32 protein-coding genes and 1 riboswitch are annotated in these 25247 nt (G+C 36.1%); of the genes, 3 read left to right on the top strand and 29 right to left on the bottom strand.

Translation table 11 applies throughout. The annotated features are described in order from the left end of the window. Positions 1–8: 8 nt before the first annotated feature. Entirely contained in the window at positions 9–1079 is a 1071-nt protein-coding gene (locus ACF3N8_RS05470) for a D-alanine--D-alanine ligase (RefSeq protein ID WP_238101091.1), read from the bottom strand. A gap of 171 nt (positions 1080–1250) precedes the next feature. Between ACF3N8_RS05470 and ACF3N8_RS05465 the strand changes: the two genes are divergently transcribed. Further along, the gene (locus tag ACF3N8_RS05465) at positions 1251–2456 is read left to right on the top strand and encodes an FtsW/RodA/SpoVE family cell cycle protein (RefSeq protein ID WP_238102156.1); all 1206 of its coding nucleotides are present in this window, start codon (positions 1251–1253) and stop codon (positions 2454–2456) included. 116 nt (positions 2457–2572) lie between these two features. On the opposite strand, the gene ACF3N8_RS05460 is transcribed toward ACF3N8_RS05465, so the two are convergent. The 4 genes from ACF3N8_RS05460 to csoR form a co-directional block, all read right to left on the bottom strand. Then, on the bottom strand, positions 2573–2707 hold the full coding sequence (locus ACF3N8_RS05460) for an Lmo0850 family protein (protein ID WP_009383904.1): 135 nt from the start codon (positions 2705–2707) through the stop codon (positions 2573–2575). A gap of 202 nt (positions 2708–2909) precedes the next feature. Further along, the gene (locus ACF3N8_RS05455) at positions 2910–3113 is read right to left on the bottom strand and encodes a copper ion binding protein (RefSeq protein ID WP_009383905.1); all 204 of its coding nucleotides are present in this window, start codon (positions 3111–3113) and stop codon (positions 2910–2912) included. Between the two features lie 11 nt (positions 3114–3124). Further along, on the bottom strand, positions 3125–3325 hold the full coding sequence (gene csoZ / locus ACF3N8_RS05450) for a putative copper chaperone CsoZ (protein WP_009383906.1): 201 nt from the start codon (positions 3323–3325) through the stop codon (positions 3125–3127). A 10-nt stretch (positions 3326–3335) separates the two neighbouring features. After that, complete coding sequence (gene csoR, locus ACF3N8_RS05445; RefSeq protein ID WP_009383907.1) at positions 3336–3629, bottom strand: copper-sensing transcriptional repressor CsoR; 294 nt, start codon at positions 3627–3629, stop codon at positions 3336–3338. A 204-nt stretch (positions 3630–3833) separates the two neighbouring features. Between csoR and cls the strand changes: the two genes are divergently transcribed. Further along, on the top strand, positions 3834–5318 hold the full coding sequence (gene cls, locus ACF3N8_RS05440; protein WP_238101093.1) for a cardiolipin synthase: 1485 nt from the start codon (positions 3834–3836) through the stop codon (positions 5316–5318). Between the two features lie 43 nt (positions 5319–5361). On the opposite strand, the gene yidC is transcribed toward cls, so the two are convergent. From yidC to ACF3N8_RS05400, 8 genes are all read right to left on the bottom strand, one after another. Then, entirely contained in the window at positions 5362–6237 is an 876-nt protein-coding gene (gene yidC / locus ACF3N8_RS05435) for a membrane protein insertase YidC (RefSeq protein WP_009383909.1), read from the bottom strand. Between the two features lie 85 nt (positions 6238–6322). After that, positions 6323–6961: a thiamine phosphate synthase gene (gene thiE, locus ACF3N8_RS05430; protein ID WP_238094261.1), complete on the bottom strand. Its 639-nt coding sequence runs from the start codon at positions 6959–6961 to the stop codon at positions 6323–6325. Positions 6962–6964: 3 nt separating this feature from the next. After that, entirely contained in the window at positions 6965–7753 is a 789-nt protein-coding gene (gene thiM / locus ACF3N8_RS05425) for a hydroxyethylthiazole kinase (protein ID WP_392450382.1), read from the bottom strand. Then, a complete protein-coding gene (gene thiD, locus ACF3N8_RS05420) occupies positions 7746–8558 on the bottom strand; it encodes a bifunctional hydroxymethylpyrimidine kinase/phosphomethylpyrimidine kinase (RefSeq protein WP_009383912.1) in 813 nt (270 codons plus the stop codon). The genes thiM and thiD overlap by 8 nt, the downstream gene beginning before the upstream one ends. Before the next feature lie 3 nt (positions 8559–8561). Further along, positions 8562–9239: a thiaminase II gene (gene tenA, locus ACF3N8_RS05415; protein ID WP_238101094.1), complete on the bottom strand. Its 678-nt coding sequence runs from the start codon at positions 9237–9239 to the stop codon at positions 8562–8564. Positions 9240–9328: 89 nt separating this feature from the next. Next, positions 9329–9428, bottom strand: a riboswitch (TPP riboswitch). A 149-nt stretch (positions 9429–9577) separates the two neighbouring features. Further along, positions 9578–10300: a SceA protein gene (locus tag ACF3N8_RS05410; protein ID WP_238094263.1), complete on the bottom strand. Its 723-nt coding sequence runs from the start codon at positions 10298–10300 to the stop codon at positions 9578–9580. A gap of 329 nt (positions 10301–10629) precedes the next feature. Beyond that, a complete protein-coding gene (locus tag ACF3N8_RS05405; RefSeq protein WP_017176879.1) occupies positions 10630–11463 on the bottom strand; it encodes a transglycosylase family protein in 834 nt (277 codons plus the stop codon). 252 nt (positions 11464–11715) lie between these two features. Further along, positions 11716–12105 carry a single-stranded DNA-binding protein gene (locus ACF3N8_RS05400; RefSeq protein ID WP_009383916.1) on the bottom strand — a complete coding sequence of 130 codons (390 nt, stop codon included), beginning with the start codon at positions 12103–12105 and terminating at the stop codon, positions 11716–11718. A gap of 189 nt (positions 12106–12294) precedes the next feature. On the opposite strand from ACF3N8_RS05400, the gene ACF3N8_RS05395 reads away from it, so the two are divergent. Further along, positions 12295–12729, top strand: coding sequence for a YwpF-like family protein (locus ACF3N8_RS05395; protein WP_009383917.1), 435 nt, complete (start codon positions 12295–12297; stop codon positions 12727–12729). Positions 12730–12766: 37 nt separating this feature from the next. Here the strand turns inward: ACF3N8_RS05395 and fabZ are convergent, their stop codons facing one another. From fabZ to glyA, 16 genes are all read right to left on the bottom strand, one after another. Continuing rightward, the gene (gene fabZ / locus ACF3N8_RS05390) at positions 12767–13204 is read right to left on the bottom strand and encodes a 3-hydroxyacyl-ACP dehydratase FabZ (RefSeq protein ID WP_009383918.1); all 438 of its coding nucleotides are present in this window, start codon (positions 13202–13204) and stop codon (positions 12767–12769) included. Between the two features lie 17 nt (positions 13205–13221). Beyond that, a complete protein-coding gene (locus ACF3N8_RS05385; protein WP_009383919.1) occupies positions 13222–13401 on the bottom strand; it encodes a DNA-directed RNA polymerase subunit beta in 180 nt (59 codons plus the stop codon). 18 nt (positions 13402–13419) lie between these two features. Continuing rightward, positions 13420–14685, bottom strand: coding sequence for a UDP-N-acetylglucosamine 1-carboxyvinyltransferase (gene murA, locus ACF3N8_RS05380; protein WP_009383920.1), 1266 nt, complete (start codon positions 14683–14685; stop codon positions 13420–13422). 108 nt (positions 14686–14793) lie between these two features. Continuing rightward, on the bottom strand, positions 14794–15024 hold the full coding sequence (locus ACF3N8_RS05375) for a DUF1146 family protein (RefSeq protein WP_009383921.1): 231 nt from the start codon (positions 15022–15024) through the stop codon (positions 14794–14796). A gap of 190 nt (positions 15025–15214) precedes the next feature. Beyond that, on the bottom strand, positions 15215–15619 hold the full coding sequence (locus ACF3N8_RS05370) for a F0F1 ATP synthase subunit epsilon (protein WP_009383922.1): 405 nt from the start codon (positions 15617–15619) through the stop codon (positions 15215–15217). A gap of 20 nt (positions 15620–15639) precedes the next feature. Next, a complete protein-coding gene (gene atpD / locus ACF3N8_RS05365) occupies positions 15640–17055 on the bottom strand; it encodes a F0F1 ATP synthase subunit beta (RefSeq protein ID WP_009383923.1) in 1416 nt (471 codons plus the stop codon). A gap of 22 nt (positions 17056–17077) precedes the next feature. Then, the gene (gene atpG / locus ACF3N8_RS05360) at positions 17078–17944 is read right to left on the bottom strand and encodes an ATP synthase F1 subunit gamma (RefSeq protein ID WP_009383924.1); all 867 of its coding nucleotides are present in this window, start codon (positions 17942–17944) and stop codon (positions 17078–17080) included. 30 nt (positions 17945–17974) lie between these two features. After that, complete coding sequence (atpA, locus tag ACF3N8_RS05355; RefSeq protein WP_009383925.1) at positions 17975–19483, bottom strand: F0F1 ATP synthase subunit alpha; 1509 nt, start codon at positions 19481–19483, stop codon at positions 17975–17977. A 21-nt stretch (positions 19484–19504) separates the two neighbouring features. After that, entirely contained in the window at positions 19505–20044 is a 540-nt protein-coding gene (locus ACF3N8_RS05350; RefSeq protein WP_009383926.1) for a F0F1 ATP synthase subunit delta, read from the bottom strand. Next, a complete protein-coding gene (locus tag ACF3N8_RS05345) occupies positions 20044–20562 on the bottom strand; it encodes a F0F1 ATP synthase subunit B (protein ID WP_009383927.1) in 519 nt (172 codons plus the stop codon). The genes ACF3N8_RS05350 and ACF3N8_RS05345 overlap by 1 nt, the downstream gene beginning before the upstream one ends. A 96-nt stretch (positions 20563–20658) precedes the next feature. Then, on the bottom strand, positions 20659–20874 hold the full coding sequence (gene atpE, locus ACF3N8_RS05340; protein WP_009383928.1) for a F0F1 ATP synthase subunit C: 216 nt from the start codon (positions 20872–20874) through the stop codon (positions 20659–20661). 50 nt (positions 20875–20924) lie between these two features. After that, a complete protein-coding gene (gene atpB / locus ACF3N8_RS05335; RefSeq protein WP_009383929.1) occupies positions 20925–21650 on the bottom strand; it encodes a F0F1 ATP synthase subunit A in 726 nt (241 codons plus the stop codon). A 22-nt stretch (positions 21651–21672) separates the two neighbouring features. Further along, positions 21673–21903, bottom strand: coding sequence for a hypothetical protein (locus tag ACF3N8_RS05330; RefSeq protein ID WP_235044508.1), 231 nt, complete (start codon positions 21901–21903; stop codon positions 21673–21675). A gap of 290 nt (positions 21904–22193) precedes the next feature. Further along, positions 22194–23330 carry a non-hydrolyzing UDP-N-acetylglucosamine 2-epimerase gene (gene wecB / locus ACF3N8_RS05325; protein ID WP_009383931.1) on the bottom strand — a complete coding sequence of 379 codons (1137 nt, stop codon included), beginning with the start codon at positions 23328–23330 and terminating at the stop codon, positions 22194–22196. A 22-nt stretch (positions 23331–23352) separates the two neighbouring features. Then, positions 23353–23982, bottom strand: coding sequence for a uracil phosphoribosyltransferase (upp, locus tag ACF3N8_RS05320; RefSeq protein ID WP_009383932.1), 630 nt, complete (start codon positions 23980–23982; stop codon positions 23353–23355). A 15-nt stretch (positions 23983–23997) separates the two neighbouring features. Next, on the bottom strand, positions 23998–25239 hold the full coding sequence (glyA, locus tag ACF3N8_RS05315) for a serine hydroxymethyltransferase (protein ID WP_009383933.1): 1242 nt from the start codon (positions 25237–25239) through the stop codon (positions 23998–24000). Between the last annotated feature and the right edge of the window lie 8 nt (positions 25240–25247).

Here is a 25247-nt window from a genome sequence, read left to right as displayed (position 1 = left end):
TTTTAACCTCAATCAATTTTGTATTTGTTTTGTTGTTTATCTTCGTAACGTGCTTTAGCAAGTTCAATTAAACGTGTAATTAAATCTTGATAACTTAAGCCCATGTTCTCCCATAAGCTAGGGTACATACTGTAAGCTGTGAAGCCAGGCATCGCATTCGTTTCGTTAATGAAGATTTGTTGGTCTTCTGTAACGAAGAAATCAGCACGTAATAAACCTGAACAATCCGTTGCTTTGAATGCTTCTACAGCCATATTACGAAGTGTCATTTTAGTATCTTCGTCAAGATCTGCAGGAATTGATAGTTCAACTTTGCCGTCTTTATATTTAGATTTATAATCATAAAATTGAACGTCTTTAACAACTTCACCAGGCCAAGTTGTTTCAGGATAGTCGTTACCTAATACCGCTACTTCAATTTCGCGTGCGTCAATCCCTTGTTCAATCACAAGTTTACGGTCAAATTGAAATGCTTCGATAATACCTGCTTTTAATTCATCTTCATTTGTACACTTACTAATACCTACACTTGAACCTAAGTTAGCCGGCTTAACGAATACAGGAAATTCTAATTTATCATGTACTAATTTAATAATATTATCTTGGTACTTTTCATACTCGCTACGTAAGAAACTCACATATGGTAATTGAGGTAATCCACGATGTGCAAATAATTGCTTCATCACAAGTTTATCCATAGAACTTGATGCAGATAATACACCATTACCTACGTACGGGATATCAAGCACTTCGAACAGACCTTGAATCGTGCCGTCTTCACCATTAGGTCCATGAAGTAATGGAAATACTGCGTCATATTTTTTGCCTTCACTGCTTTTCAGTAAAAGTTCAGAGATGGCACCTTCTTCAACATCGTTTAATTTTAATGTCTCAATATCTTTGATTTCATCAGTGATATTTTCTTTCTTTTTCCATTCACCATCATTCATGATGAAAATAATATCTACCATATATTTAGATTTATCAATCGCATTTAAAACGTTTTGTGCTGTAAAAATAGAAACCTCATGTTCAGCACTTTTTCCTCCGTAGATGATACAAATATTTTCTTTACTCATCCGACTTCCTCCATAATATTAAGCTTAAATTATATTTTAGCATGATTATGAGGTGATATGCATGTAAGAAATATTCTTATTTTAGTAATTCTCTTTATAGCAAATTACTGTGTTCTACTGTACAATCATATTATAATTATTAAAGAGAAATCGTTTTTAAAGGAGTTCCTTATGAAGTCTATTAAAAAGTTAGCGAATAAGAGTATTTTCAAACGTATTGATTGGGTGCTCATTGGCCTGTTAACAACGCTCTGTGTGATCAGCGTCATTATCATTAATTCAGCCATGAGCGGCGGACAATATAGTTCAGACTTCGGAGTTAGACAGATTCTTTATTACATACTCGGTGGCCTCATCGCTTATGCGATTATGATGGTATCACCGAAACGACTCAAAGGTATGACTTACATACTATACGGAATCTTGATGATTCTACTTTTAGGTTTACTCATTTTACCGAGTACACCACTTACCCCGACTATTAATGGTGCTAAAAGTTGGTATAAACTAGGACCCATAAGTGTACAACCATCAGAATTCATGAAGATCGTTTTAATACTAGCTTTAGCTAAAGTCGTCTCACAACATAATAAATTCACATTTAATCGCTCACTTGAGACAGATGTTAAATTGATTCTTAAGATATTAGCTGTCGCAGTACCACCAATGTTATTCATTCTCCTACAGAATGACTTAGGTACAACACTAGTTATTTGTGCGATCTTAGCTGGAATCTTTATCGTTAGTGGTATTTCCTGGAAGATACTCGGACCGATATTTATCACAGCGATTGTTATCGGTGCTTCGTTAATCTTATCCATCATTTTCAAACCGAGTCTTCTTGAAAATATTTCAGGTATTAAAACTTACCAACTAGGACGTATTAATTCTTGGCTTGATCCTTATACATTTAGCTCAGGCGACGGTTATCACTTAACCGAATCTTTAAAAGCCATAGGTTCAGGACAACTTGTCGGTAAAGGTATCAATTCTGGTGAAGTTTACATTCCAGAGAACCATACCGATTTCATCTTCTCGGTTATAGGTGAAGAGCTTGGCTTTATTGGATCAGTTCTAATATTACTCGTTTTCTTAGGTTTGCTGTTACACCTTGTAAGATTAGCTTTAAAGAATAACTCAGCGTTCAATAAAACATTCATTATTGGTTATACTGCTTTGTTACTTTTCCATATCCTTCAAAATGTGGGTATGACGTTACAACTACTACCGATTACGGGTATTCCATTACCTTTCGTTAGTTATGGTGGTAGTGCTCTATGGAGTTTAATGACCGGCATCGGTGTTATCCTATCGATTTACTACCATGAGTCAAAACCATATGAACCTAACAAAGCATTTTCAAGATTAAAGAAATAGACATTAGAAAAAGGTGCATCATACATAATAGACCATGTACGGTGCACCTTATTTTTGTAATGAAATAACGTCATTCCATTTCTTAGAACGCCTTGTACCTTCAAAAAGACCTACAATTATTTTAATTGATTCGTTGAAGTACTTGGTAAGGTTCTCATAATCTCTAGTCGTGATTTTGTCTTTTTGATATTAACGCCTAATGATGATAAAAGTTTCACTACATTTTGAACTTTATCTTTATTTTTGCTCATATCAACACCTCAAATTCGCTCCAGATTATCTTTATTCTACCCTAATTTGCGTCATATAACTACCCAATTTCAAAATTTTCATACTTTATTAACAAATTATTGAACAAGAATTTAACTTTTTGCAGAAACTAACAGATATGTAACCATATTAAAAAGGTCTGTGACCTTAATGAATTACGCGTCACAGACCTCATTGAATCGATTAAACAACTTCGTATCCTGCGTCTTCAATAGCACCTTTAATACCATTAATTGAAGCTGGATCTTCAAAAGATACAACTACTTCATCTTTTTCAGGTGTTGCTGTTACTTTCTTAACGCCTTGTAAAGCACCTACTGATTGCTCTACCGCTTGTTTACAATGTGCACAGCTCATGCCATCTACTCTTAAAACTTCTTCGTTCATGATATTCACTCCTAAGATATAATATTATAACCTAAATCATAGACTTCTTTTTCTAAAGTATTGAGATTAGCAGGTGTTTCAAATGAGATATCAATTGAAGTCTCATTCACATTAATCTCTTTAACACCAATTAACGCCTTTAAATGAGAAATAATTTGTGCTTCATCGTCGTGCGTTAACGTGTTTGAAACTTTAATCGTTGCTTGTTGCATAAGGTTCACCCTAATCTTTCATTAACTTATTAAAAGTTACAAGTAATTCTTCCATAGCCTCGTTTTGTTGACCATCTTCAATCTTATGAAGGATGCAACTTTTCATGTGATGATCTAACAATTTAGTTGCTACACTATTGAGCGCTGAACGTGTTGCTCTAATTTGTGTGAGCACATCGTCACAATAAACATCCTCATCAATCATTCGATTTATCGCACGCACTTGACCTTCGATACGATTCAATCTTGATTTAAGATTAGCTTTAACTTCTTCAGAATGTTGAGCTTTATCTATATTTGACATGATTGCACCCCTACTCATCGTTTATAAATTAATTTTATCCTTGTAGTAGCAGGTGGTCAAGTGCTTGAACATGCGATTCATGGTACAATATTTTCATTAGAGGCGTTTGATTTGTGATAAAACACTTCTATTTAAGATATACCCCATTACACTATTTTAAAATGTCTTCCAAAGAAATTTGTAAAAACAATCAGGAGGTCAGACATGGTAGACTTATACGGCTTATCTGTGTCTCATACAAATTTGGTGTTTAATATCATCTTGATATGCGCCTTTATTTTAAACTTAGCCTTTGCTTTTACGATTATTTTTATGGAACGTAAAAGTGCTGGATCAATATGGGCTTGGTTATTAGTTCTTGTTTTATTTCCAATCATTGGATTTATTCTTTATTTGCTTTTCGGCAGACAAATCCAAAATCGAGACACATTTAAGGTTAATGAAGAAGATAAAATTGGTTTAGAAGATATCGTAAATGAACAATTAGAAGCATTAATGAACAACGCTTATACGCAACGCGAGAAACATCTTGTTCACTATCGCGACATGATTCAAATGTTGTTATTTAATAACTCTGCGTTCTTTACAACATCTAATGAAGTTCAAATATTTACGAATGGTAATGATAAATTTGAAGCGCTTTTAAAGGATATTAAAAATGCGAAAACATATATCCATATACAGTATTATATCTTTAGAAATGATTCGTTAGGTAATCGTATCATCGAGGCTTTAACAGAAAAATTGGAAGAAGGTTTGGAAGTTAAAATGCTTTATGATGATATGGGTTCACGTGTACTGACGATGCGTGACTTTATGAAATTTAAGGCTAAAGGCGGTAAAGTAGCTGCTTTCTTCCCATCAAAATTACCGCTCATTAATTTGCGCATGAACAACCGTAACCACCGCAAAATAGTAACAATAGATGGTGAAATTGGATACGTTGGCGGGTTTAATGTAGGTAATGAATACCTCGGTTTATCTAAGAAATTTGGTAATTGGCGTGACACACACCTTAGAATACATGGTGATGCGGTTAACGCGCTTGAATTACGTTTTATAACGGATTGGAACTCTCAATCATCACGTGACAGCATTAATTACGACGATAAATATTTCCCTGATGTCGATGTGCATACTACAACAGGCATTCAAATCGCTTCAAGTGGACCTGATGAATCTTGGGAACAAATTAAATATGGTTACATGAAGATGATATCTATGGCTAAATCATCTATCTATATTCAAACACCATATTTCATCCCAGACCAATCGTTCATGGATGCGATTAAGATTGCTGCACTTGGCGGCGTTGATGTTAAAGTGATGATACCATGTAAACCTGATCACCCCTTTGTTTATTGGGCAACGTATCAAAACGTCGCTGATTTATTAGATGCAGGCGTTAAGGTATATACCTATGAAGATGGTTTCCTACATTCAAAGGTTGTACTCATTGATGATGAGATAGCAAGTGTTGGTACAGCAAATATGGATCATCGTAGTTTCACTCTTAACTTTGAGGTTAATGCCTTTCTTTATAGTGAATCGATAACCCAACAACTTCGTGAAGCATTTGAAAAGGACCTTGAAGTATCAAAACCTCTTACTCAAGAACGCTACGAACAACGTGGCACTATAATCAAAATCAAAGAAGCTATGAGTAAACTTATATCTCCAATATTATAGAAAAAGACGCGACTATCGAAGTCGCGTCTAATTATTGTGCTTATTATTTTTTCTTCTTAGATTTATTTTTTGAAACTACTTTCGTATTCTTGCCTGTTTTCTTAGCATCTTTCTTCTCACGTTCAAACTTCTCAATCATAGGTGCAACTTCTTCTTTAGCTTTCTTACCATAGTATTGGTTAGCTAAGTAAGTTTGAAGTACTAAGAATGCCGCACTGACTGACCAATATAAACCTAATGCCGCTGCAGAAGTAAATGAAATCCAAATGATCATGATTGGTGAAATAATCATCATCATATAACCCATTTGCTTTTGCTCTTGAGGCATAGATAAACTTGATACATAAGCTTGGATGAAGTAAAGAACACCCGCGATAATTGTAATCGCGATATCAGGTTCTGTTAATTTAAACCATAAGAAATCAGGGAATTCTTTAATACCGCCGTCTGATGGGAATTTAAGTACGAAATATAAGCCCATTACAACAGGCATTTGAATAAGAATTGGTAAACAACCCATCATGCTTTGAACAGGGTTCATATCATATTTCTTATAAACCTTCATCATTTCTTGGTTTGCGGCCATTTTTTCTTCTTGTGTACGCGCGCGCTTAACCTTCTCTTGAACTTCGTTCATTTCAGGTTTCGCAATCTTCATTTTCTCGCGCATCATATGAGAATTCTTATAAGTTGATAACATAAAAGGTAATAAGATTAAACGAATTGCTAATACAAGTAAAACAATTGCTAAACCATAGTTGTTACCAAGCATACCACCAAGCCAGTGGATTAAGTTATCCATAGGCTGAACAAACGTGTTAAAAAAGAATCCGTCTCTATTCTCAGGCTTCGAGTAGTCACAACCTGCTAAAAGAACCACTACACCTAACAACATAGGTAGTAACGCTTTTTTCTTCATTTTTCCACCTCAATTGTATTAATCACATAGAAATAATTCTATCATACAAATGTTGAGTGTGAAACAAAAATTAACATTTTGCTAATCATTTCATTTGTTCGAGATATCTTTGAACTGTTTCTTTAATGTTTTGGCTTTTCGTAATGGAAGAAATCGTCGCTACACCATCGGCACCTTGTTGTATAATAGGTGCAATGTTCTCTTCATGAATACCCCCTATTGCTACAATAGGAATTTCCGTATCATACTCTCTCATTTTACGAATTCGTGTAACGCCACCTGGCATCTTCGCATCAGGCTTTGAAAATGTTGTATAAACAGGCCCAACACCAATATAGTTAACATGCGTTAAGTCAGATTGATCATACTCCTCAAAGTTACCAACGCTAAGACCAACAATTTTATCCTCAAAGTCACGGTAAAATGCGCTGACATCCTCGTCATCTTGACCTACATGAATACCGTCCGCATCAATATCCTGAGCGAGTTTTACATCATCGTTAACAATGAAAGGTACTTGATAATCTTGGCATAATGATTGTAGTTCGAGAGCGAGTTCACGTTTAACGTCACCTGTTAACGCGCCCTCACCTTTTTCACGAAATTGAAACATCGTGATGCCCGCTTCTAGTGCTTCCTTTAATATATCTTGAATGGTAGCACCAGACTTAACATCTTGTGTTCCACAAATAAAATATAATTTAAGTTGTTCTCTATGAAACATGAGTCACACTTCTTTCTCTATAAGCCCCATTTTATAAGTCTCTTCGCCTAAACGGTTGAGTTCGTCAATTAAAGCTACTTGAAATGTACCAGGAAGCGTGGCACCTTCAGTCATCTCAGCTTGTTCTGCTGCGATGTTAAATACAGATACCGCTTCTTTTAACGCATCAAGTTTCGGGTGTGTTTCTCGAAGTAAAAAGCTTGCGACTACAGCACCTAATAAGCAACCTGCACCTGTAACTTTAGTTAACATTTCAGAACCGTTTTTAAGCACAATCGTTTTTCCGTCTTGGACAATAACATCTTCCTTACCAGTTAAAACGATAGCCGTATTATACTGCTTATAGGCTTCTTGTGCAATTTTAACGCTATCTAAATCCTGACTACTATCTGTACCTTTCATCGTAGTCGTTTCATCAATTAGTGTCAGAATTTCTGAAGCATTCCCTTTAATGACACTCACATCAACGTCATCTAAGAATTTACGCACAAAGGATTTCCTAAATGATGATGCACCAACCGCTACTGGATCAAAGACAACAGGTACGCCTACACGATTTGCGATTTTACCGAGTTCTAACATGACGTTACTTTTATCTTTTGTCATCGTACCAATATTAATGAGCAAAGCATCTGCCACTTTGTAAAAGTCCTCAGCTTCCTCTACTGCTTCACTCATAGCAGGACTGGCACCTAAACTTAATAGACCATTGGCAGTAAAGTTTTTAACAACGTCGTTTGTGTAACAAACTACGAGTGGTGCCTTTTCACGAAGTTCAAGTAATTTATTCATCATCTAACCCCTTTAATTTCTGATAAGCAAAATGATTAACAGGGCCACGACCTTGGCCAATTTCAGGTGTGTATTTAATAGCTAGTGAGATGAAGGATTTCGCTTTCTTAACCGCTTCATACATCGTTTTACCTTTAGCAAGCTCAGCTGTTATCACACTTGAAAATGTACAACCTGTACCATGAGTATGCTTGGTATCATAACGTTCTTGTTCGAACGTATAAGATTGATCTTTCGTAAATAGGTAGTCCGTTGCATTACCTTCTAAATGACCACCTTTGATAATAACGCCTTTAGAACCAATATCTTCAATGAATACTTTGCCTGCTTGATGAATTTTTTCTTCACTATCAAGCTTAAAACCAACGATTTCTTCAGCTTCTGGTATATTAGGCGTCACTACGTCTGCAAGCGGTAATAAAATATTTTGAAGTTCAGATTTACCTTTATCGTCCATGAGTGAATCGCCACTTTTAGCAATCATGACTGGGTCGATTACATACGGAATTTGATAATTCTTAACGTAAGAAGCGATTACTTCCATCATTTCTTTCGTTGGAATCATGCCCGTCTTCATCGCGTGCGGTACCTCGTCTGTGAAGACACTTTCAAGTTGTTCTTCTAACCAGTCTACCTCTAAGTTATGAATATGTTGAACACCTTTAGAATTTTGAGCTAAGACACTTGTAAAGGCTGCCATACCATAGACACCGCAAGCATGGAATGACTTTAAGTCTGCCATCGCACCAGCGCCGCCAGTCGGATCTGTACCTGCAATCGTTAAAGCTATTTTAGGTTTTCTCATCATTTAACCTCCATAGTTCCATTCTTCTTTATTGTATGCCATGTTGAAGAAGCGTCTTTCATGATTCGCACTTTGTAAGAAATTCTTTTCAAGAACTTGCTTCTCTTCGTCAGTCATATTTTGAGTACGTTCGTCTAACCATGAATCAATTTGTTCGATAAGCGGATCCATCTCAGTATCATAGAATTCAAACCATTTCTTAAATGGATTATCATCACTAAATTGATGGTCTTTCATCGCACGTTTACCTACTTGTTGATATACATATGGGCATGGCGCCATTGCAGTAATTGTGTACGCCACATTATCAAAAGCATAAGCGTTGTAATACATATGCTTAATATAGTGGTCTGCTGCTGGGAACCATTCCCCTTTTTCAATGATGCTTTCATATGATTCGCCTACATATTCAGCTAACGTGATGTGCGCATCAACTTCGCCTGAGCTCGCAAAATTAATTTGTTCTGTTAAAAATTGAATTTCTTCTTTTGAATCAACCTTAGGAATCAATAATGCATAAATCTTTGCAAATTCGTTTAAATAACGTGAATCTGCTTGAAGGTAATGTTTAACTGCTTCTTTATCAAGCTCGCCTTCAATCATCTTTTGAATAAACGGATCTTTGTAAATTGCCTCTACAATTGGTTCTGCTTTCTCTTTAAGTTCTTTTGCAAATGACATGATTATGCATCCTTTCTATTTGTATATTAAAAAGGACTGCTCTTTAAAAGCAGTCTAACGCATTGTCATTTGTTATTCTTTCCGACTCATGAATACGTTGACTACTTTCCTACGTTGGTATAAACCAAATCAGGTTCGAAAGGGTTTAGTAAAACTATCTCAGCCTATTCGGCACCCCTAGCAGTCTTTTATTGTCTTCAATTTAAAGTTAACAGACATTGTTGTCCGATTCAAATTATCAATCTTTAAAAAGGCTTGATTGACGTATTTTTACAATAGGTAGCTTATTTGCTCATAAAAAAAAGACCCGGAATAAATCCAGATCTTTTATAGTCGGCTTACCACCAATTGTTAGCTAAACGGAAGTTAACAGCGTTTTCTACTGAACCGTAACGTTGTACAGCGTAGTTAAGCATACCTTGAGTTTGGTAAGCTACTGAACCTGTACCCCAGTGTTCTTTAGTTTGACCTAAACCACGGTAACCATACGGGCTTACGATATTAGGATTACCACCAGATTCAGGTAATACGATATTTCTCCACATAGAATCAGTACCACCAGCAGCGATGAATTGATCATATACTGAACCGCCAGTTGAAACAGCTTGTGTTTGAACTTGTCTTTGAACTGGTGCTTGAGTAACTTGTGGTGCTTGGTAAGTAGTTGTAGATGTTGTTACATTTGAAGTCGTATTACTTACTTGATTGTATGATTGTGTATGAGTAGTTTTTGGCGCTTCATAAGAAACTGCAGATGTTTTAACGTCTGCTTTGTATCCTGGTAATAATTTTGAAGCGTCTTGTTCACCTGCACCATAGCTCCATGCCCAGTAAGTACCGTCAGATACGAAGCTATAGTTTAATCCGTTGCAGTTAAAGTTAATATTGTATGCACCTTCTTGAACTGGTGCGTTATTTAATTGGTCTTGGTGATATAAAGCTAAGTTAACTAATTTGTCTTGGTTTACAGTGTATTCGCTTGCTTCAGCTGTTTGACCAGCAGTTACGCCAGTAACACCTAAAGTTAAAGCTAAAGTTGATGATGCGATAAACTTTTTCATAATTTAAGGTTTCCTCCCATAAAGTAATGATTTTAGCCTTTAAATTTATTACTGCATTTAATTTAACACATTATTTTTTCAAACATATTACAGACACATAAAAGATAAAAGTCTTTTTTTACATATGTATTACACCGGAAATTATTTTATAGTTTAAACTAAAAATTGTATTTATTATTTATTAGAGTTTCTAAATATTGGACTTTTCTAAAGAAATCGCACTCGATACTTTCACCTTTATTAAGGGGTTTATAGCGATGACATTCTATAAAAGAACGCAAAAAAGCACGAGACATTGATTTGTCCCGTGCCTGAAAATACGATATATATTATGCAGTTACCCAGTGATGTGCACCTTGACCATTGTTATATAATTTTACTGCTGTTGCATCTTGAACGTGTTCTGGTACTTGTGCTGGAGAAACACCAACGTATTCAGCTGGTGCTACTGAGTCCCAAGTAGATTGTAAGAATTGATATTTACCTGCTGCACCTGATGTAGGGTTAATAGCTGTTGGGTCACCGTTTGATTCACGTTGCGCGATAGTTTGTAAGTGTGCAGGAATTTGAACGTTTTGAGTAGCTGCTTGTTGTTGTGCTACTGCTTGTTGTTCTGCCGCTGCTTGTTGCTCTGCTGCTTGTTGTTCTGCTGCCGCTTGTTGTTCTGCCGCTTGTTGTTCTGCTGCTTGTTGTTCTGCTGCTTGTTGTTGTGCTACTGCTTGTTGTTCTGCTGCCGCTTGTTGTTCTGCTGCCGCTTGTTGTTCTGCCGCTGCTTGTTGCTCTGCTGCTTGTTGTTCTGCTACTGCTTGTTGCTCTGCTACTGCTTGTTGTTGTGCAGCTTGTTGATTCGCTACTGCAACTTCTTCTTGTTCATGATTTGTTTGTGCTGCAACGTTTTCATCAACGATTAAGTCATCGCCAGCATAGATTAAATCTGATGATAATTCGTTCCAATCCATTAATTCTTGAACTGATGCATTGTATTCAACACCTAATTCACTTAAAGTGTCTCCCCATACTAATTTGTGTACACCATCGTTTTGAACGTCTGTGTTAGCTTCTTGTCCTGAATTTGTTCCACCTGCGTGTGCCTCTTCATTAACTCCGATACCAGCTGCTAATAGTGCTGCTGTCGCTGTTGAAGCTACAAATAATTTTTTCATCAAAAAATCCTCCCACATAGGTTTTATTCAATGACTTATTTTGCTACATTCATCGTATCAAAAGATTATTGATTTGAAGTTACAAGTAAATAACGAAATCTATTTTGAGTTAATACTAATTATAAAAAATTATTAGTTTCTTAATACGATATTTTTCGCTGAATTCCATCATGCAACGCTATATCGTTAAAGTTTTTATATTATAGAAACAATTTTTGTAATTATATTGTAATAATATACATCATCATTAAGTTAATTTGTTGAAACCGTTGAAAGAATTTGTTCCAGATCATCTGTTTCTTTTTTCGGTTTCTGATCTTTTTTGGGATTTAATGGTGACATAAATTTAATCGTATCAACTACCAGTTCAGTACTATAATGTTTTTTATCATCCTTCTCATATTGTCTAGTTTGCATTTGCCCAGTAACGCCTACGATAGAACCTTGTTTCGTATACTTTTTAATATTTGTTGCTGTCTTACCGAAAGCTTTACATAAATGAAAATCATAAATCATTTCATCATCTTCATTTTTATAATTTCGTTCAGTTGCTACACAAAACGAAACTACGCGTTTATCCTCCTTTTCAAAAAGCTGTGGATCCTTAGTTATACGGCCTACGATTACAATTTTATTAATCATTGAGGCACCTCCTTTTCGATATTATGTAAGATTTATGTATAAGCCGTCAAAGTGCAAAAAATCCATTTTCGGACTTAAATTCACTCAAAATCAGGGAAAATTTGAGTTTTCAGACAAAAAATGCGTTATAATGGTTACAGAATCTAATTTTTCGTAAACTTTTAACTTTTGTTATGGGAAGTGATTAACATGAAAACCTTCAAAGCAGTAAGATTTCAAATTATTACAGATGATGAAAGAATAAATGAATATGAAATTAAAGATGGCGTCATTATAAATAAAGAGAATAGTGGAACAGGATGGTTACTTGAAATCGTTCTTTCTGACATTCATTATGAAACAATGAAAGCGTATATGGATGATGAAACGTTATTAGATATCAGGGTAGTTATCACTAGACCTTCAAACGATCCAGCATTATTTGATGCGACGATTAAACATATTACAAAGCTAGAAGATACGATATCAGTGGTTTTTGAGTGTCATATCTATACATTACGACAAGTTTATGCGGAAAATTTATTAGAGCAACTCGTTGATGAAGGTAAAGACGGTGAAGAACTTGTGACGACCTTTAAACGCATGATGCAATCTAAACCAAGACTTAAAGATGAACGTGTATAAAAAAAGTGGTTAGGACGAATATCCTAACCACTTTTTATTATGCATCTTGTAATGCGAACGTAATTTCACATGAACAAGCTAATTGGCCATCTACAGTAGCTTTAGCACTACCTTTTCCGATAGGCCCTTTCATTTTAGTGATTTCAACTTCTAATTCAAGTGTATCACCAGGAACAACTTGTTTCTTAAAGCGACATTTATCGATGCCTGCAAATAATGCAATTTTACCTTTGTTTTGTTCATTGTTTAAAAGTGCTACCGCACCTGTCTGAGCTAATGCTTCAGTGATTAATACACCAGGCATAACAGCGTAATCAGGAAAGTGACCTTGGAAGAAAGGTTCGTTACCAGATACTTGTTTAATCGCTACACACTTTTGACCTTCTTCAAAACCTACAACTTTGTCGATTAATAAGAATGGTTGACGGTGTGGGATAATGTTTTTAATTTCATTATAATCGAAAATTGTTTCCATAATAGAGACCTCCGAAATTACTTAAATAGAATTTCTATTAAATAATGCCATGTTTCAAAATTAAATATATCAGAAATACTTTGGTGATTGATAATAAAACCTATTGCAATTCCTACAATAAATAAAAGTACCATAAGAATTACAATAATGAGTAGTTTAAAAGATGCATATGACCATAATAACTTGAACTGTTTCATTATCAATCAACCCTTTAATTAATCGTTTACACGTTTAATATTAGCACCTAAGTCTCTAAGCTTACCATGTAAGTTAACATAGCCACGGTCTAAATGTTTTAATTGCGTCACTTCAGTTACGCCATCAGCAACTAACCCAGCTAAAATAAGTGCTGCCGCCGCTCTTAGATCGGTTGCTTTCACTTTAGCACCTTGTAATTCACTTCGTCCTTCAATTTTAGCACTACGACCTTCTACGGAAATGCGTGCGTTCATACGTTGGAATTCTCCAACATGCATAAATCTGTTCTCAAATACAGTTTCAGTAATAATTTTATGACCTTCTGCAGTTAATAATAATGCCATCATTTGAGATTGCATATCTGTAGGGAAGCCAGGGTGCGGTAACGTCTTAATGTCAACTGGTTGTAATGTATCTTGAGCTCGAACACGGATACCTTCATCTAAGAAGTCTAATTCAACGCCCATTTCTTCTAATTTATAAACTAGGCTTGTCATGTGCTCTCTAATCGCGCCTTGTACGAGTACATCTCCTCGTGTGATCGCTGCAGCAATCATGAGCGTACCAGCTTCAATACGGTCAGGAATGATAGAGTGTGTAACGCCTGTTAATTCTTCAACGCCGTTAATAATAATCGTATTCGTGCCTGCTCCAGATATATTACCTCCCATTTCGTTAATATAATTAGCTAAGTCAACAATTTCTGGCTCACGAGCAGCGTTTTCAAGAACTGTTTTGCCTTTTGCTAAAGAAGCAGCCATAATAATGTTTTGTGTCGCGCCTACACTTGGGAAGTCAAAGTGAATGTCAGTTCCGATTAGACCGTCCTTCGCTTCAGCAAAGATGAAGCCGCCTTCTTGATGAATATCAGCACCTAGCGCTTCAAATCCCTTAATATGTTGTTCAATTGGGCGTGTACCGATTGCACAACCACCTGGTAATGCTACTTTCGCATATCCTAAACGCGCTAATAAAGGACCCATAACTAGGATACTTGCACGCATTTTACTTACATATTCATAAGGTGCTTCTTCATTAAGTTTATGCGTAGCATCTACTTCTACTGATTTATTCTTCACATCATAATATACTGATGCATTTAACGTTTTAAGTACGTTATTGATCGTCGTAACGTCGCTAAGCTCAGGTACATTTAGTAACTTACTTTCACCTTTGCTCGCTAATAATGAGGCAGTTAGAACAGGTAGTACGGCATTCTTAGCGCCCTCTACTTTAACACTACCTTCTAATTTATTTCCGCCTTTAATAACTATTCTATCCATATTTATGCCTCCACTTATTACTTCTCATTCGTTTTTCTATATCTGTTAAAGAAATAAGTATGTTCTAAATTTATGTAAATTTCATTTATTCTTCATTTCAAAAGCCACTTAAAAAAGGTGCTGTATTTGAGATGAATACTTGAGTAAATCCACTATAAAATTACTTACACTAGTACCTAGTAGTATTGCTATAAATATCATACATACTTGAATCTGTGCATTGTAACCTTTTTTAAACCATTGGTCAAGCCTAATCGCATGCAGTGCCCAATACGCTATACATATACAAATGACATGCATTACTAAACTGATTAATGCATATTGCCCTAAATACGCCATATTTTGCACTCCTTAACAGATTTTCTGTTTCTCATTTTACACGATTATAGCGCTAAATGATATATTTTATGCTTCAAAATTAAAAATATTACTGTTTAAATGACATTTCGCCTTATCTTTAATAAACGATTATGAAAATAACTCAAAAAAAGGTTTGGATGAGTTACATCCAAACCTTTTTAATAGTCAATTATTTAAATTTAGCAACTTCAATACGATTATTCGCACGTTCTAAAGCACGTTGAGCACGGTTAATATCCGTATCGGCTTTATCACCGTCTAAATAGAATGTTGCACGTTGTTTAGCTGACTTAGCGCGTTCAACATCAATTTCATCAGCAGTTTCAGCTGTTTGAACAAGGATGTTGACTTTATCGCGTCTAATTTCGGCAAAGCCTTCTGTGACAGCTATAAAGTCCGAATCGTTATCAAAGTTAACTTTAATGTGACCTACCCTAAGCGGTGTCACTGTTGGAATATGTCCATGCATGACACCCATCTCGCCTGCAGTCGTTTGAAGTACTGCAAGTTCAACATTTTCTTTTTGATAAACCGATCCATTAGGAGTTACGATTTCAAGGGTTAATGTATTCATTATCCATGCCTCCTAATTGTTTATACTTCCACACCCATGTCTTTCGCTTTAGCTAATACATCATTAATGCCACCAGCTAAACGGAAAGCATCTTCTGGAATATGGTCATATTTACCTTCTAAGATTTCTTTAAAGTCATTAACAGTATCTTTAACTGGTACATAAGAACCTTTTTGACCAGTGAATTGTTCAGCTACGTGGAAGTTTTGTGATAAGAAGAATTGAATACGTCTTGCACGCTCAACCGTCTTCTTATCTTCTTCAGATAATTCATCCATACCTAAGATAGCGATGATATCTTGTAATTCTCTATACTTTTGTAATGTTGATTGAACACGACGTGCTACGTCATAGTGTTCTTCACCAACAACAGCTGGTTCTAATGCTCTTGAAGTAGATGCTAATGGGTCAACGGCTGGGTAGATACCCATTTCACTTAATTTACGTTCTAAGTTAGTTGTTGCATCTAAGTGAGCGAACGCTGTAGCAGGTGCAGGGTCAGTATAGTCATCGGCAGGTACGAATACCGCTTGGATAGATGTTACAGAACCTTTGTTAGTTGAAGTGATACGTTCTTGTAATTGACCCATCTCAGTAGCAAGTGTTGGTTGGTAACCAACGGCTGAAGGCATACGTCCAAGTAACGCTGATACCTCAGAACCTGCTTGCGTAAATCTGAAGATGTTATCGATGAATAAAAGTACGTCTTGACCTTTTTCATCACGGAAATATTCAGCCATTGTTAAGCCTGATAAAGCTACACGCATACGAGCACCAGGTGGCTCGTTCATTTGACCAAATACCATGGCAGTTTTTTCGATAACGCCACTGTCTTTCATTTCAAAGTATAAGTCGTTACCTTCACGAGTACGTTCACCAACACCAGCGAATACTGAAATACCACCATGTTCTTGGGCGATATTGTTGATTAATTCTTGGATTAAAACGGTTTTACCTACACCGGCACCACCGAATAAACCAATTTTACCACCTTTAATGTAAGGTGCTAATAAGTCTACTACCTTAATACCTGTTTCTAAAATTTCAACTTCAGTTGAAAGTTGATCGAATTGAGGTGCTTCTCTGTGAATTGGGTCTCTACGTTCTGAGTCACCAATTTTTTCATCTAAATCAATCGTGTCACCTAAAACGTTAAATACACGACCTAAAGTGTTATCACCAACTGGTACACTGATTGGTTTACCTGTGTCTTTTACTTCTGCACCACGTTTAACACCGTCACTTGAGTCCATTGCAATTGTTCTTACAACATCATCACCAAGTTGAAGTGCAACTTCTAATGTTAAAAGTGACGTTTGTCCGTCTTCCTGAGGAACTTCTAATGTTAAAGCATTATTAATCGCTGGTATTTCTTTATGTCCGAAACGAACATCTACTACAGGACCCATAACTTGAGTTACACGGCCTACTCCCATGTTATTTGCCTCCTTTAAATTATTATTCTAACGCTGCAGAACCACCAACAATTTCAGTAATTTGTTGTGTGATAGCTGCTTGACGTGCTCGGTTATATTCTAATGATAAATCATCAATTAAGTCAGTTGCATTATCCGTTGCATTCTTCATTGCAGTCATTCGTGAGGCATGCTCACTTGCTTTAGCATCTAAGATCGTACCATAGATAAGGCTTTCGATATATTGAGGTAAAATTACCTTTAAGATACTTTCTTTGTCAGGTTCAAATTCATATGAAGACATTTGACCATGACCTTGACTAGAATCTTCCGGAGATAATGGTAATACTTTCTTACTAACCGGTTTATTTTCAAGTACACTTACATAATGACTGTAATAAATAGATAATTCATCTATTTTCTCTTCACTATATAAATCAATAGCTTTTTCAGCTAGTGCTTGAATGGATTTAAATGAAGGTTGATCAGGAATCTCAGTCATTGATGATTCAATCTCAAAACCTCTATTCTTAAGGAACGTTACGCCATTCTCACCTAATACAAGTAGTGTGTATTCTTCTTTACTGTTATGTTTCTTCTCAATATCTTGTACAAGTTTTTTAATAACGTTTGCACTATAAGCACCCGCTAAACCTTTATCACTTGTGATTACGATGTAACCACTTCGCTTAACAGGACGCTCGTTTAACATAGGATGTGAAGAAGTTTGATTAGCACCAGCAATGGCAGTTATAGCATCTTGTAACTTCTCCATGTATGGCGTGAACGTTTTAGTATTACGTTCAGCTTTACGAAGTTTAGAGTTAGATACCATGTTCATTGCACTTGTAATTTGCTTCATTTTCTTGGTTGATTTTATACGTGAATCAATATCTTTAAGTGAAGCCATTATCTCACCACCTTTTTATTAAACTAAGATTTATTCAGTGACTTTGAAACTTTTCTTGAATTCAGTAATTGCTTTGTCGAATTTATCTGCGTCTGGTAATTTACCAGTATCTTTAATTTCTGAAAGTAAGTCGCTAGCGTTAACTTTAGCCCACTCAGTAATTTCTTCTTCAAAACGAGTGATATCTTCAACCGGAATATCATCTAAGTAACCTTTTGTTAAAGCGAAGATGATTAGTACTTGGTATTCAACCGGTACTGGACGGTTTTGAGGTTGTTTTAAGATTTCTACAGTACGTTTACCACGTTCTAATTTGCTTGCTGTAGCTTCATCTAAGTCAGAACCAAATTGTGCGAATGACTCTAACTCTCTGAATGATGCTAAGTCAAGACGTAGTGTACCAGCTACCTTTTTCATCGCTTTGATTTGCGCAGAACCACCTACACGTGATACTGAGAAACCTGCATTGATCGCTGGACGTACACCTGAGAAGAATAAATCAGATTGTAAGAAAATTTGACCGTCAGTGATTGAGATAACGTTTGTTGGAACGTATGCTGAGATGTCCCCTGCTTGTGTTTCGATGATAGGTAGTGCAGTAATCGAACCGCCACCTAATTCATCATTTAACTTCGCAGCTCTTTCTAGTAATCTACTATGTAAGTAGAACACGTCACCTGGGTATGCTTCACGGCCTGGTGGACGACGTAATAATAATGAAAGTTCACGGTAAGCCGCAGCTTGTTTTGTTAAGTCATCATAAATGATTAAAACTTGTTTACCGTTGAACATGAATTCTTCACCCATAGTTACACCTGCATATGGCGCAATGTAAAGTAATGGTGAAGGTTGTGCAGCTGATGCTGATACAACGATTGTGTAATCTAAAGCACCTGCTTGACGTAATTTCTCAACGTTAGCACGAACTGTTGATTCCTTTTGACCAATAGCTACGTAGATACAAATCATATCTTGGTCTTTTTGGTTAAGGATTGTATCAATAGCGATTGTCGTTTTACCTGTTTGACGGTCACCAATGATTAACTCACGTTGACCACGACCGATAGGTACTAACGCATCGATTGCTTTGATACCAGTTTGTAATGGTTCATCAACTGATTTTCTGTCCATTACACCTGTTGCTTTTTTCTCGATAGGTCTTGTTTTAGAAGTTTTAACTGGACCTTGACCGTCGATTGGTTGACCTAATGGGTTAACAACACGTCCGATTAAGTCTTCCCCTACTGGAACTTCCATGATTCTTCCAGTTCTTTTAACTTCATCGCCTTCTTTAATGTCTGTGTAAGGACCTAAGATAACGATACCAACACTAGATTCTTCAAGGTTTTGAGCTAAACCTAGAACACCGTTATGGAACTCTACAAGTTCACCAGCCATAACATCATTTAATCCGTGAACTAATGCAATACCGTCACCAATTTGGATAACTGTTCCTACATCAGTAACAGACATTTCTGACTCATAATTTTCAATTTGTGAGCGCAGTAATGCACTAATTTCTTCAGCTTTGATGGCCATCTATGTCACTCCTCTTTATTCTTAATTGGCTCTATTAATTGATTTTTCTAAATTTGCTAAGTCATTTTGAACTGTACCGTCAAAGACTTTTGTTCCAATCTTAACTCGAACACCACCGATTAATGATGGGTTAACATCGTTGCTTAAGATAAGTTTCTTTAAACCAGTACGAACGAGTAATGCTTTACCGATTTCATCGATTTCGTCATCAGATAAAGGATACACAGATTCAATCACTGCACGTTCTTGCTGATGAGCTGCATTGTATTCTTGTTCGAAAGCTACATAAATATCTGGAATTAATGCCAGATGACGATGATTTGAAACAACCATTAACATATTATGTACATATACATTAACGTCTTTAAAAATTTCATTGATCATCTTTTGTCTATCACTTGCTGTTAATTTTGGTTCTAAATCAATCTTTCTAAAGAAAGAGATATCGTCATGAGTACCTCTGTAAACTTCTCTAAACGCTTCGTACACTTCGTCAATAGCATCGTTCTTTTCTGCTACCTCAAAAAGTGCTTGAGCATATTTCTGAGCAACCTTGGCCATTACTTATCGCCTACCTCTTTAATATACTTCTCAACTAACGCTTTTTGATCTTTTTCTGAAATTTCTTTATGAAGAACTTTAGAAGCTATTAAAACAGATAGCTCAGATACTTGGTTGTTAATATCAGATAATGCACGTTCTTTTTGCATGTTGATTTCACTTTGAGCAGTTTCAATCATGCCGTTAGCTCGAACATTTGCTTCATGAATAATGTCCTCTTGTTGTTTACGAGCTTGTTGTTTCGCGTCTTCTAAGATTCTGTGAACCTCATCTTGTGTCTTTTTAAGTGTTTCTTTGTTTTCTTCTTCTAATTTTTGCGCATTAATTTTTGCTTGTTCAGCATCGTCAATATCTTTATTAATTGAACGCTCACGTTCATCCATTACACTTTTTAATGGTCCCCATGCATACTTTTTAAGAAGTAAAAGTAAGATGATAAATGTTATGAGCGTAACTAAAGCTGTTCCGAATGGTACCCCACCTTGTGCTGCACCAAGAACGAATAAATTGGCATTCACTGTTTATGTACACTCCTTTCATCAAATTGTATCAATCTACATAAAATGAACGGCGAAAGCCCTTTTGAAGACTTCGCCTTTAAAGTCAAACTACTATTACTTCATGAACATTACGATGAATGAGATAACAACACCGATGATTGGAAGTGCCTCAACTAAACCGATACCAATGAACATAATTGACATTAATTGTTGACGTGCTTCTGGTTGACGTGCAACACCTTCTACTGTTCTAGAAACGATTAAACCGTTACCAATACCTGCCCCTAATGCTGATAAACCAATTGCAATTGCTGCTGCGATTAAATTCATGTTTTAAATCCTCCTAAATTATTTATATATTATTAATCAAATTTTTATAATTAATGGTCTTCTGCCACTTTGTGTGCCATATATACCATTGATAACATAATGAAAATATAGGCCTGGATAGAACCTACGAAAATTGAGAAACCTTGCCAAATAATAAGGCCTGGAATACTTACAATTAAACCTAGTCCCATACCTACGAATGCAAGCTTAGCTAATAGGCCTAGTAAAATCTCACCGGCATAAATATTACCGTAAAGACGTAGACCTAATGTTAATGTTGATGCAAATTCTTCAAAGATGTTAATTGGTAATAACATAGCGAAAGGTGAAACAAACCCTTTAGCATAGCCTTTTGCACCTTTAAGTTTAATACCATAATAATGTGTTAAAAGCACCATTAATGTAGCTAATGTAAGTGTTACCGTGGCATCAGCTGTAGGTGATTTCCACCAAAGCGTATGTCCATTAATAATTTGGAAAGGTAACCCAAGCATGTTTGCTACAAAAATAAAGAGGATTAATGTAACAGCTAGGAAATGAAACTGTCCTCCTCTTGACCAAGCAAGGTTACTTTCGATAATGCCGCGAACAAAATCGAATATCCATTCGATAAAGTTTTGCTTACCTGTTGGTCGTTTCTGTAAATTGCGGGTACATAAAATCGCAATAAGGAATACAACTGCTGCTGTAATGATAACCATCATGATGGATGATAGGTTAAATGTGATGTTAATTCCAAACACATCCCAACTAACAATTGGATCTTCGTGCTGCATGTCTTCACCTCTTTTCAAATATTCAATTCTTATTCATGTTGTTAAATACTGGTCGCATAACGATTAAAATGTAAGCGATTAAAATGCCAAATAAAATACCTATGATACTTACAAATTGTTCTGTACCAATAACCCATACTAAACACGCTAAAATCACGACTAAATAGCGCCAAACACTACCTGTTGAAACCCTACTTGTGTCGTTTTTCGTTGCTCGACTAAGATAAATCTCAAATATATATGTATTAATCAAAGAAGCAATTGTTCCAACAATGAGGCCTAAAACAAGATTGTGAAGCGTGAAAATATAGATTATTGTAAGCGTTACCACTAAACAAATATAAAAAAATATATATCGTTTAAATACCGAATCGAAGGATTTCATAAGCGCCTCTTTTCTCATGCTAGACAAATTTATGAAAGCCGTTCCATTCATACAATTTTCATAATAATATAGGGTATAAATTGTGTCAATTCAATCAAGAAAACGGTTAACGAATCGCAATCTTTCGTTCACAAAATTGACACAATTATACCTTCGAGCTATTCTGCCTTGAATGGTGCTGGCTTTTCAGAAATTAGATTGTAATAAAACTTAATATTTTCACAAATTCGTTCTGATGCTTTTCCGTCACCATATGGATTTTGTGCAATACTCATACGTTTATATAACTCTTGATCGTTTAAGAGTTCTTTCGTAAGTCGATACACATCCTCTTCATCGGTACCAGCAAGCTTCAATGTCCCAGCTTCTACACCTTCAGGGCGCTCTGTAGTATCACGAAGTACTAAAACAGGCTTACCTAAAGAAGGCGCTTCTTCTTGAACACCACCAGAATCTGTAAGAATAAGGTGTGCTTGATGTGCGAAGTTATGGAAGTCAATAACTTCTAGCGGTTCGATAAGTTCGATACGATCGTGATCATCTAAATGACGTTTCGCAATCTCACGTACTTTAGGATTTTTATGCATAGGATAAACGACTACAGTATCCTCTTCTTCTTCAACGATGCGTCTAACCGCTTTAAAAATATTTTCCATAGGTTCACCAAGGTTTTCACGACGATGCGCTGTTAACAAGATGATACGTTTATCTTCATGTTTATCGATGATTTCTGACTTGTATGAGTCTCTAACAGTTGTATTCATCGCATCAATTGCTGTGTTACCTGTAATCACTACAGATTCCTGAGGTTTGTTTTCATTTAGTAAGTTTTGTTCTGATTTATCTGTAGGTGCGAAATGTAAATCCGCCATAATACCTGTCATTTGACGGTTCATTTCTTCTGGGAATGGTGAATATTTATTCCATGTTCTTAAACCAGCTTCAACGTGACCGATACTTACTTCGTTATAAAAAGCAGCTAAGCCGCCAGCAAAAGTAGTTGTCGTATCACCATGAACAAGAATCATGTCTGGTTTAGCTTCTTGAATGACTTCTTCTAAACCATTCAATACTTTTGATGTAACTTGAGATAACGTTTGACCTGGTTGCATAACATCTAAGTCATAATCAGGTGTGATATCAAAAGTTTCAAGTACTGAATCTAACATTTCACGATGCTGTGCTGTCACAACAACGATAGGCTCTAATTGTTCATCTTTTTTTAGTTGTAAAACAAGTGGTGCCATTTTGATCGCTTCAGGTCTTGTCCCAAAGATAGTCATTATTTTCTTCATAACATAGGCTCCTTAATTAACTTTATTTTGTTCCAAATAAACGATCTCCTGCATCACCTAAACCAGGTGTGATATAAGCATGATCGTCTAATTTTTCATCAAGTGCCGCAATGTAAATATCCACATCTTCATGTGCTTGTTTCATTTTTTCAACGCCTTCTGGAGCAGCAATCAGACACATGAATCGAATGTGTTTAGCACCTCGTTTTTTAAGCGAATTAATTGCTTCGATTGCTGAGGCACCTGTTGCAAGCATAGGGTCTACTACAATGATTTCACGTTCTTCGATGTCTTGTGGTAATTTCACAAAGTATTCGACAGCTTGTAAAGTTTTAGGATCTCTATATAAACCTACATGTCCAATACGCGCTGCTGGCACAAGGTTTAAGATACCTTGAGTCATACCAAGCCCAGCTCTTAGAATTGGTACGAAAGCAAGCTTTTTACCTGATAAACGTTTAGCTGTCATTTTAGTTACAGGTGTTTCAATTTCAACATCTTGTAATTCTAAATCACGTGTAACTTCATAGGCCATGAGCATGCCTACTTCATCAACAAGCTCTCTGAACTCTTTCGTACCTGTACTTACATCTCTAATGTAACTTAATTTGTGTTGAATTAATGGATGGTCAAATACATGAACTTTTCCCATAATGATGCCTCCGGATTATTTTGTGTATAGAGGGAATTTTTGCGTAAGTTTTCTTACACGTTCTTCGCCTTCTTTAAGTTTTGCTTCATCTTCATGATTTTTTAATACAAGGCTCATGATTTTAGCAACTTCTCTGAATGCTTCCTCATCAAATCCTCTAGTTGTAGCAGCTGGTGTACCTAGACGGATACCGCTTGTAACGAATGGTTTTTCTTGGTCGAAAGGAATGGCATTCTTGTTACAAGTAATACCGATTTCATCTAAAGTCTCTTCAGCAACTTTACCAGTTAAACCTACAGAGCCTTTAACATCAACTGCAACTAAGTGGTTATCTGTGCCGCCAGATACGATTCGGAAACCTTCCTCAGCTAGCGTTTCAGCTAATGCCTTAGCATTTTTGATAACTTGTTCTTGGTAATCTTTAAATTCAGGTTTTAAAGCTTCACCAAATGCGATTGCTTTAGCAGCAATTACATGCTCTAAAGGTCCACCTTGGATACCTGGGAAGATTGTTTTATCAATTTGCTTTTTATATTCTTCTTTACATAAAATCATACCGCCACGAGGACCGCGTAAAGTTTTATGTGTAGTAGTTGTAACGAAGTCTGCATATTCTACTGGATTTTGGTGTAAACCTGCAGCAATTAAACCAGCGATGTGTGCCATGTCTACCATGAATTTAGCGCCAACTTCATCCGCGATTTCTTTAAATTTCTTGAAGTCAATTTCACGTGGGTAAGCTGAAGCACCTGCTACAATTAGTTTAGGTTGTTCTTCTTTAGCTACACGTAACACTTCATCGTAGTCGATTCTTTCACCTTCTTTATCAACACCGTACTCTACGAAGTTGAACATTTTACCACTGAAGTTCACTTTAGCGCCGTGTGTTAAGTGACCACCATGGCTTAGGTTCATACCTAATACCGTGTCACCTTGTTCTAGAGCAGTTAAATATACAGCCATGTTCGCTTGAGAACCTGAATGTGGTTGTACGTTAGCATGTTCTGCACCGAATAATTCTTTAGCACGGTCAATCGCTAATTGTTCTGTAACGTCAACAAATTCACAACCACCATAGTAACGACGTTTAGGATAACCTTCTGCGTACTTGTTTGTCATTACTGAACCTTGTGCTTCCATTACTGCTTCTGATACAAAGTTTTCTGATGCGATTAATTCAATGTTATTGTTTTGGCGATTAAACTCGTCTTGAATAGCGTCGTATACTGCCTTATCTTGTTTTTCAATAAATGACATATATAAAC

Origin of the sequence: Staphylococcus massiliensis, from assembly GCF_043186315.1 — a bacterium.
Classification (GTDB): Bacteria; Bacillota; Bacilli; order Staphylococcales; family Staphylococcaceae; genus Staphylococcus; species Staphylococcus massiliensis.
Note: the sequence above shows the minus strand (reverse complement) of the source record. Positions and strands in the feature narration are given on the sequence as shown.

Coding starts and splice junctions, on each gene's coding strand:
- atpG (WP_009383924.1), bottom strand. CDS start 17,944: ATGGCTTCACTTAAAGATATTGATTCACGTATAAAATCAACCAAGAAA.
- thiD (WP_009383912.1), bottom strand. CDS start 8,558: ATGAGAAAACCTAAAATAGCTTTAACGATTGCAGGTACAGATCCGACT.
- glyA (WP_009383933.1), bottom strand. CDS start 25,239: ATGTCATTTATTGAAAAACAAGATAAGGCAGTATACGACGCTATTCAA.
- ACF3N8_RS05460 (WP_009383904.1), bottom strand. CDS start 2,707: ATGAGCAAAAATAAAGATAAAGTTCAAAATGTAGTGAAACTTTTATCA.
- wecB (WP_009383931.1), bottom strand. CDS start 23,330: ATGAAGAAAATAATGACTATCTTTGGGACAAGACCTGAAGCGATCAAA.
- ACF3N8_RS05465 (WP_238102156.1), top strand. CDS start 1,251: ATGAAGTCTATTAAAAAGTTAGCGAATAAGAGTATTTTCAAACGTATT.
- murA (WP_009383920.1), bottom strand. CDS start 14,685: ATGGATAGAATAGTTATTAAAGGCGGAAATAAATTAGAAGGTAGTGTT.
- upp (WP_009383932.1), bottom strand. CDS start 23,982: ATGGGAAAAGTTCATGTATTTGACCATCCATTAATTCAACACAAATTA.
- fabZ (WP_009383918.1), bottom strand. CDS start 13,204: ATGGAAACAATTTTCGATTATAATGAAATTAAAAACATTATCCCACAC.
- ACF3N8_RS05470 (WP_238101091.1), bottom strand. CDS start 1,079: ATGAGTAAAGAAAATATTTGTATCATCTACGGAGGAAAAAGTGCTGAA.
- ACF3N8_RS05400 (WP_009383916.1), bottom strand. CDS start 12,105: ATGATTAATAAAATTGTAATCGTAGGCCGTATAACTAAGGATCCACAG.
- tenA (WP_238101094.1), bottom strand. CDS start 9,239: ATGTCATTTGCAAAAGAACTTAAAGAGAAAGCAGAACCAATTGTAGAG.
- csoR (WP_009383907.1), bottom strand. CDS start 3,629: ATGTCAAATATAGATAAAGCTCAACATTCTGAAGAAGTTAAAGCTAAT.
- atpA (WP_009383925.1), bottom strand. CDS start 19,483: ATGGCCATCAAAGCTGAAGAAATTAGTGCATTACTGCGCTCACAAATT.
- thiM (WP_392450382.1), bottom strand. CDS start 7,753: ATGAATAAATTACTTGAACTTCGTGAAAAGGCACCACTCGTAGTTTGT.
- csoZ (WP_009383906.1), bottom strand. CDS start 3,325: ATGCAACAAGCAACGATTAAAGTTTCAAACACGTTAACGCACGACGAT.
- ACF3N8_RS05410 (WP_238094263.1), bottom strand. CDS start 10,300: ATGAAAAAGTTTATCGCATCATCAACTTTAGCTTTAACTTTAGGTGTT.
- ACF3N8_RS05350 (WP_009383926.1), bottom strand. CDS start 20,044: ATGGCCAAGGTTGCTCAGAAATATGCTCAAGCACTTTTTGAGGTAGCA.
- atpD (WP_009383923.1), bottom strand. CDS start 17,055: ATGGGAGTAGGCCGTGTAACTCAAGTTATGGGTCCTGTAGTAGATGTT.
- atpE (WP_009383928.1), bottom strand. CDS start 20,874: ATGAATTTAATCGCAGCAGCAATTGCAATTGGTTTATCAGCATTAGGG.
- yidC (WP_009383909.1), bottom strand. CDS start 6,237: ATGAAGAAAAAAGCGTTACTACCTATGTTGTTAGGTGTAGTGGTTCTT.
- ACF3N8_RS05395 (WP_009383917.1), top strand. CDS start 12,295: ATGAAAACCTTCAAAGCAGTAAGATTTCAAATTATTACAGATGATGAA.
- thiE (WP_238094261.1), bottom strand. CDS start 6,961: ATGTTTCATAGAGAACAACTTAAATTATATTTTATTTGTGGAACACAA.
- atpB (WP_009383929.1), bottom strand. CDS start 21,650: ATGCAGCACGAAGATCCAATTGTTAGTTGGGATGTGTTTGGAATTAAC.
- ACF3N8_RS05405 (WP_017176879.1), bottom strand. CDS start 11,463: ATGAAAAAATTATTTGTAGCTTCAACAGCGACAGCAGCACTATTAGCA.
- ACF3N8_RS05455 (WP_009383905.1), bottom strand. CDS start 3,113: ATGAACGAAGAAGTTTTAAGAGTAGATGGCATGAGCTGTGCACATTGT.
- ACF3N8_RS05375 (WP_009383921.1), bottom strand. CDS start 15,024: ATGGCGTATTTAGGGCAATATGCATTAATCAGTTTAGTAATGCATGTC.
- ACF3N8_RS05370 (WP_009383922.1), bottom strand. CDS start 15,619: ATGAATACATTAACCCTTGAAATCGTAACTCCTAATGGATCGGTTTAT.
- ACF3N8_RS05385 (WP_009383919.1), bottom strand. CDS start 13,401: ATGAAACAGTTCAAGTTATTATGGTCATATGCATCTTTTAAACTACTC.
- cls (WP_238101093.1), top strand. CDS start 3,834: ATGGTAGACTTATACGGCTTATCTGTGTCTCATACAAATTTGGTGTTT.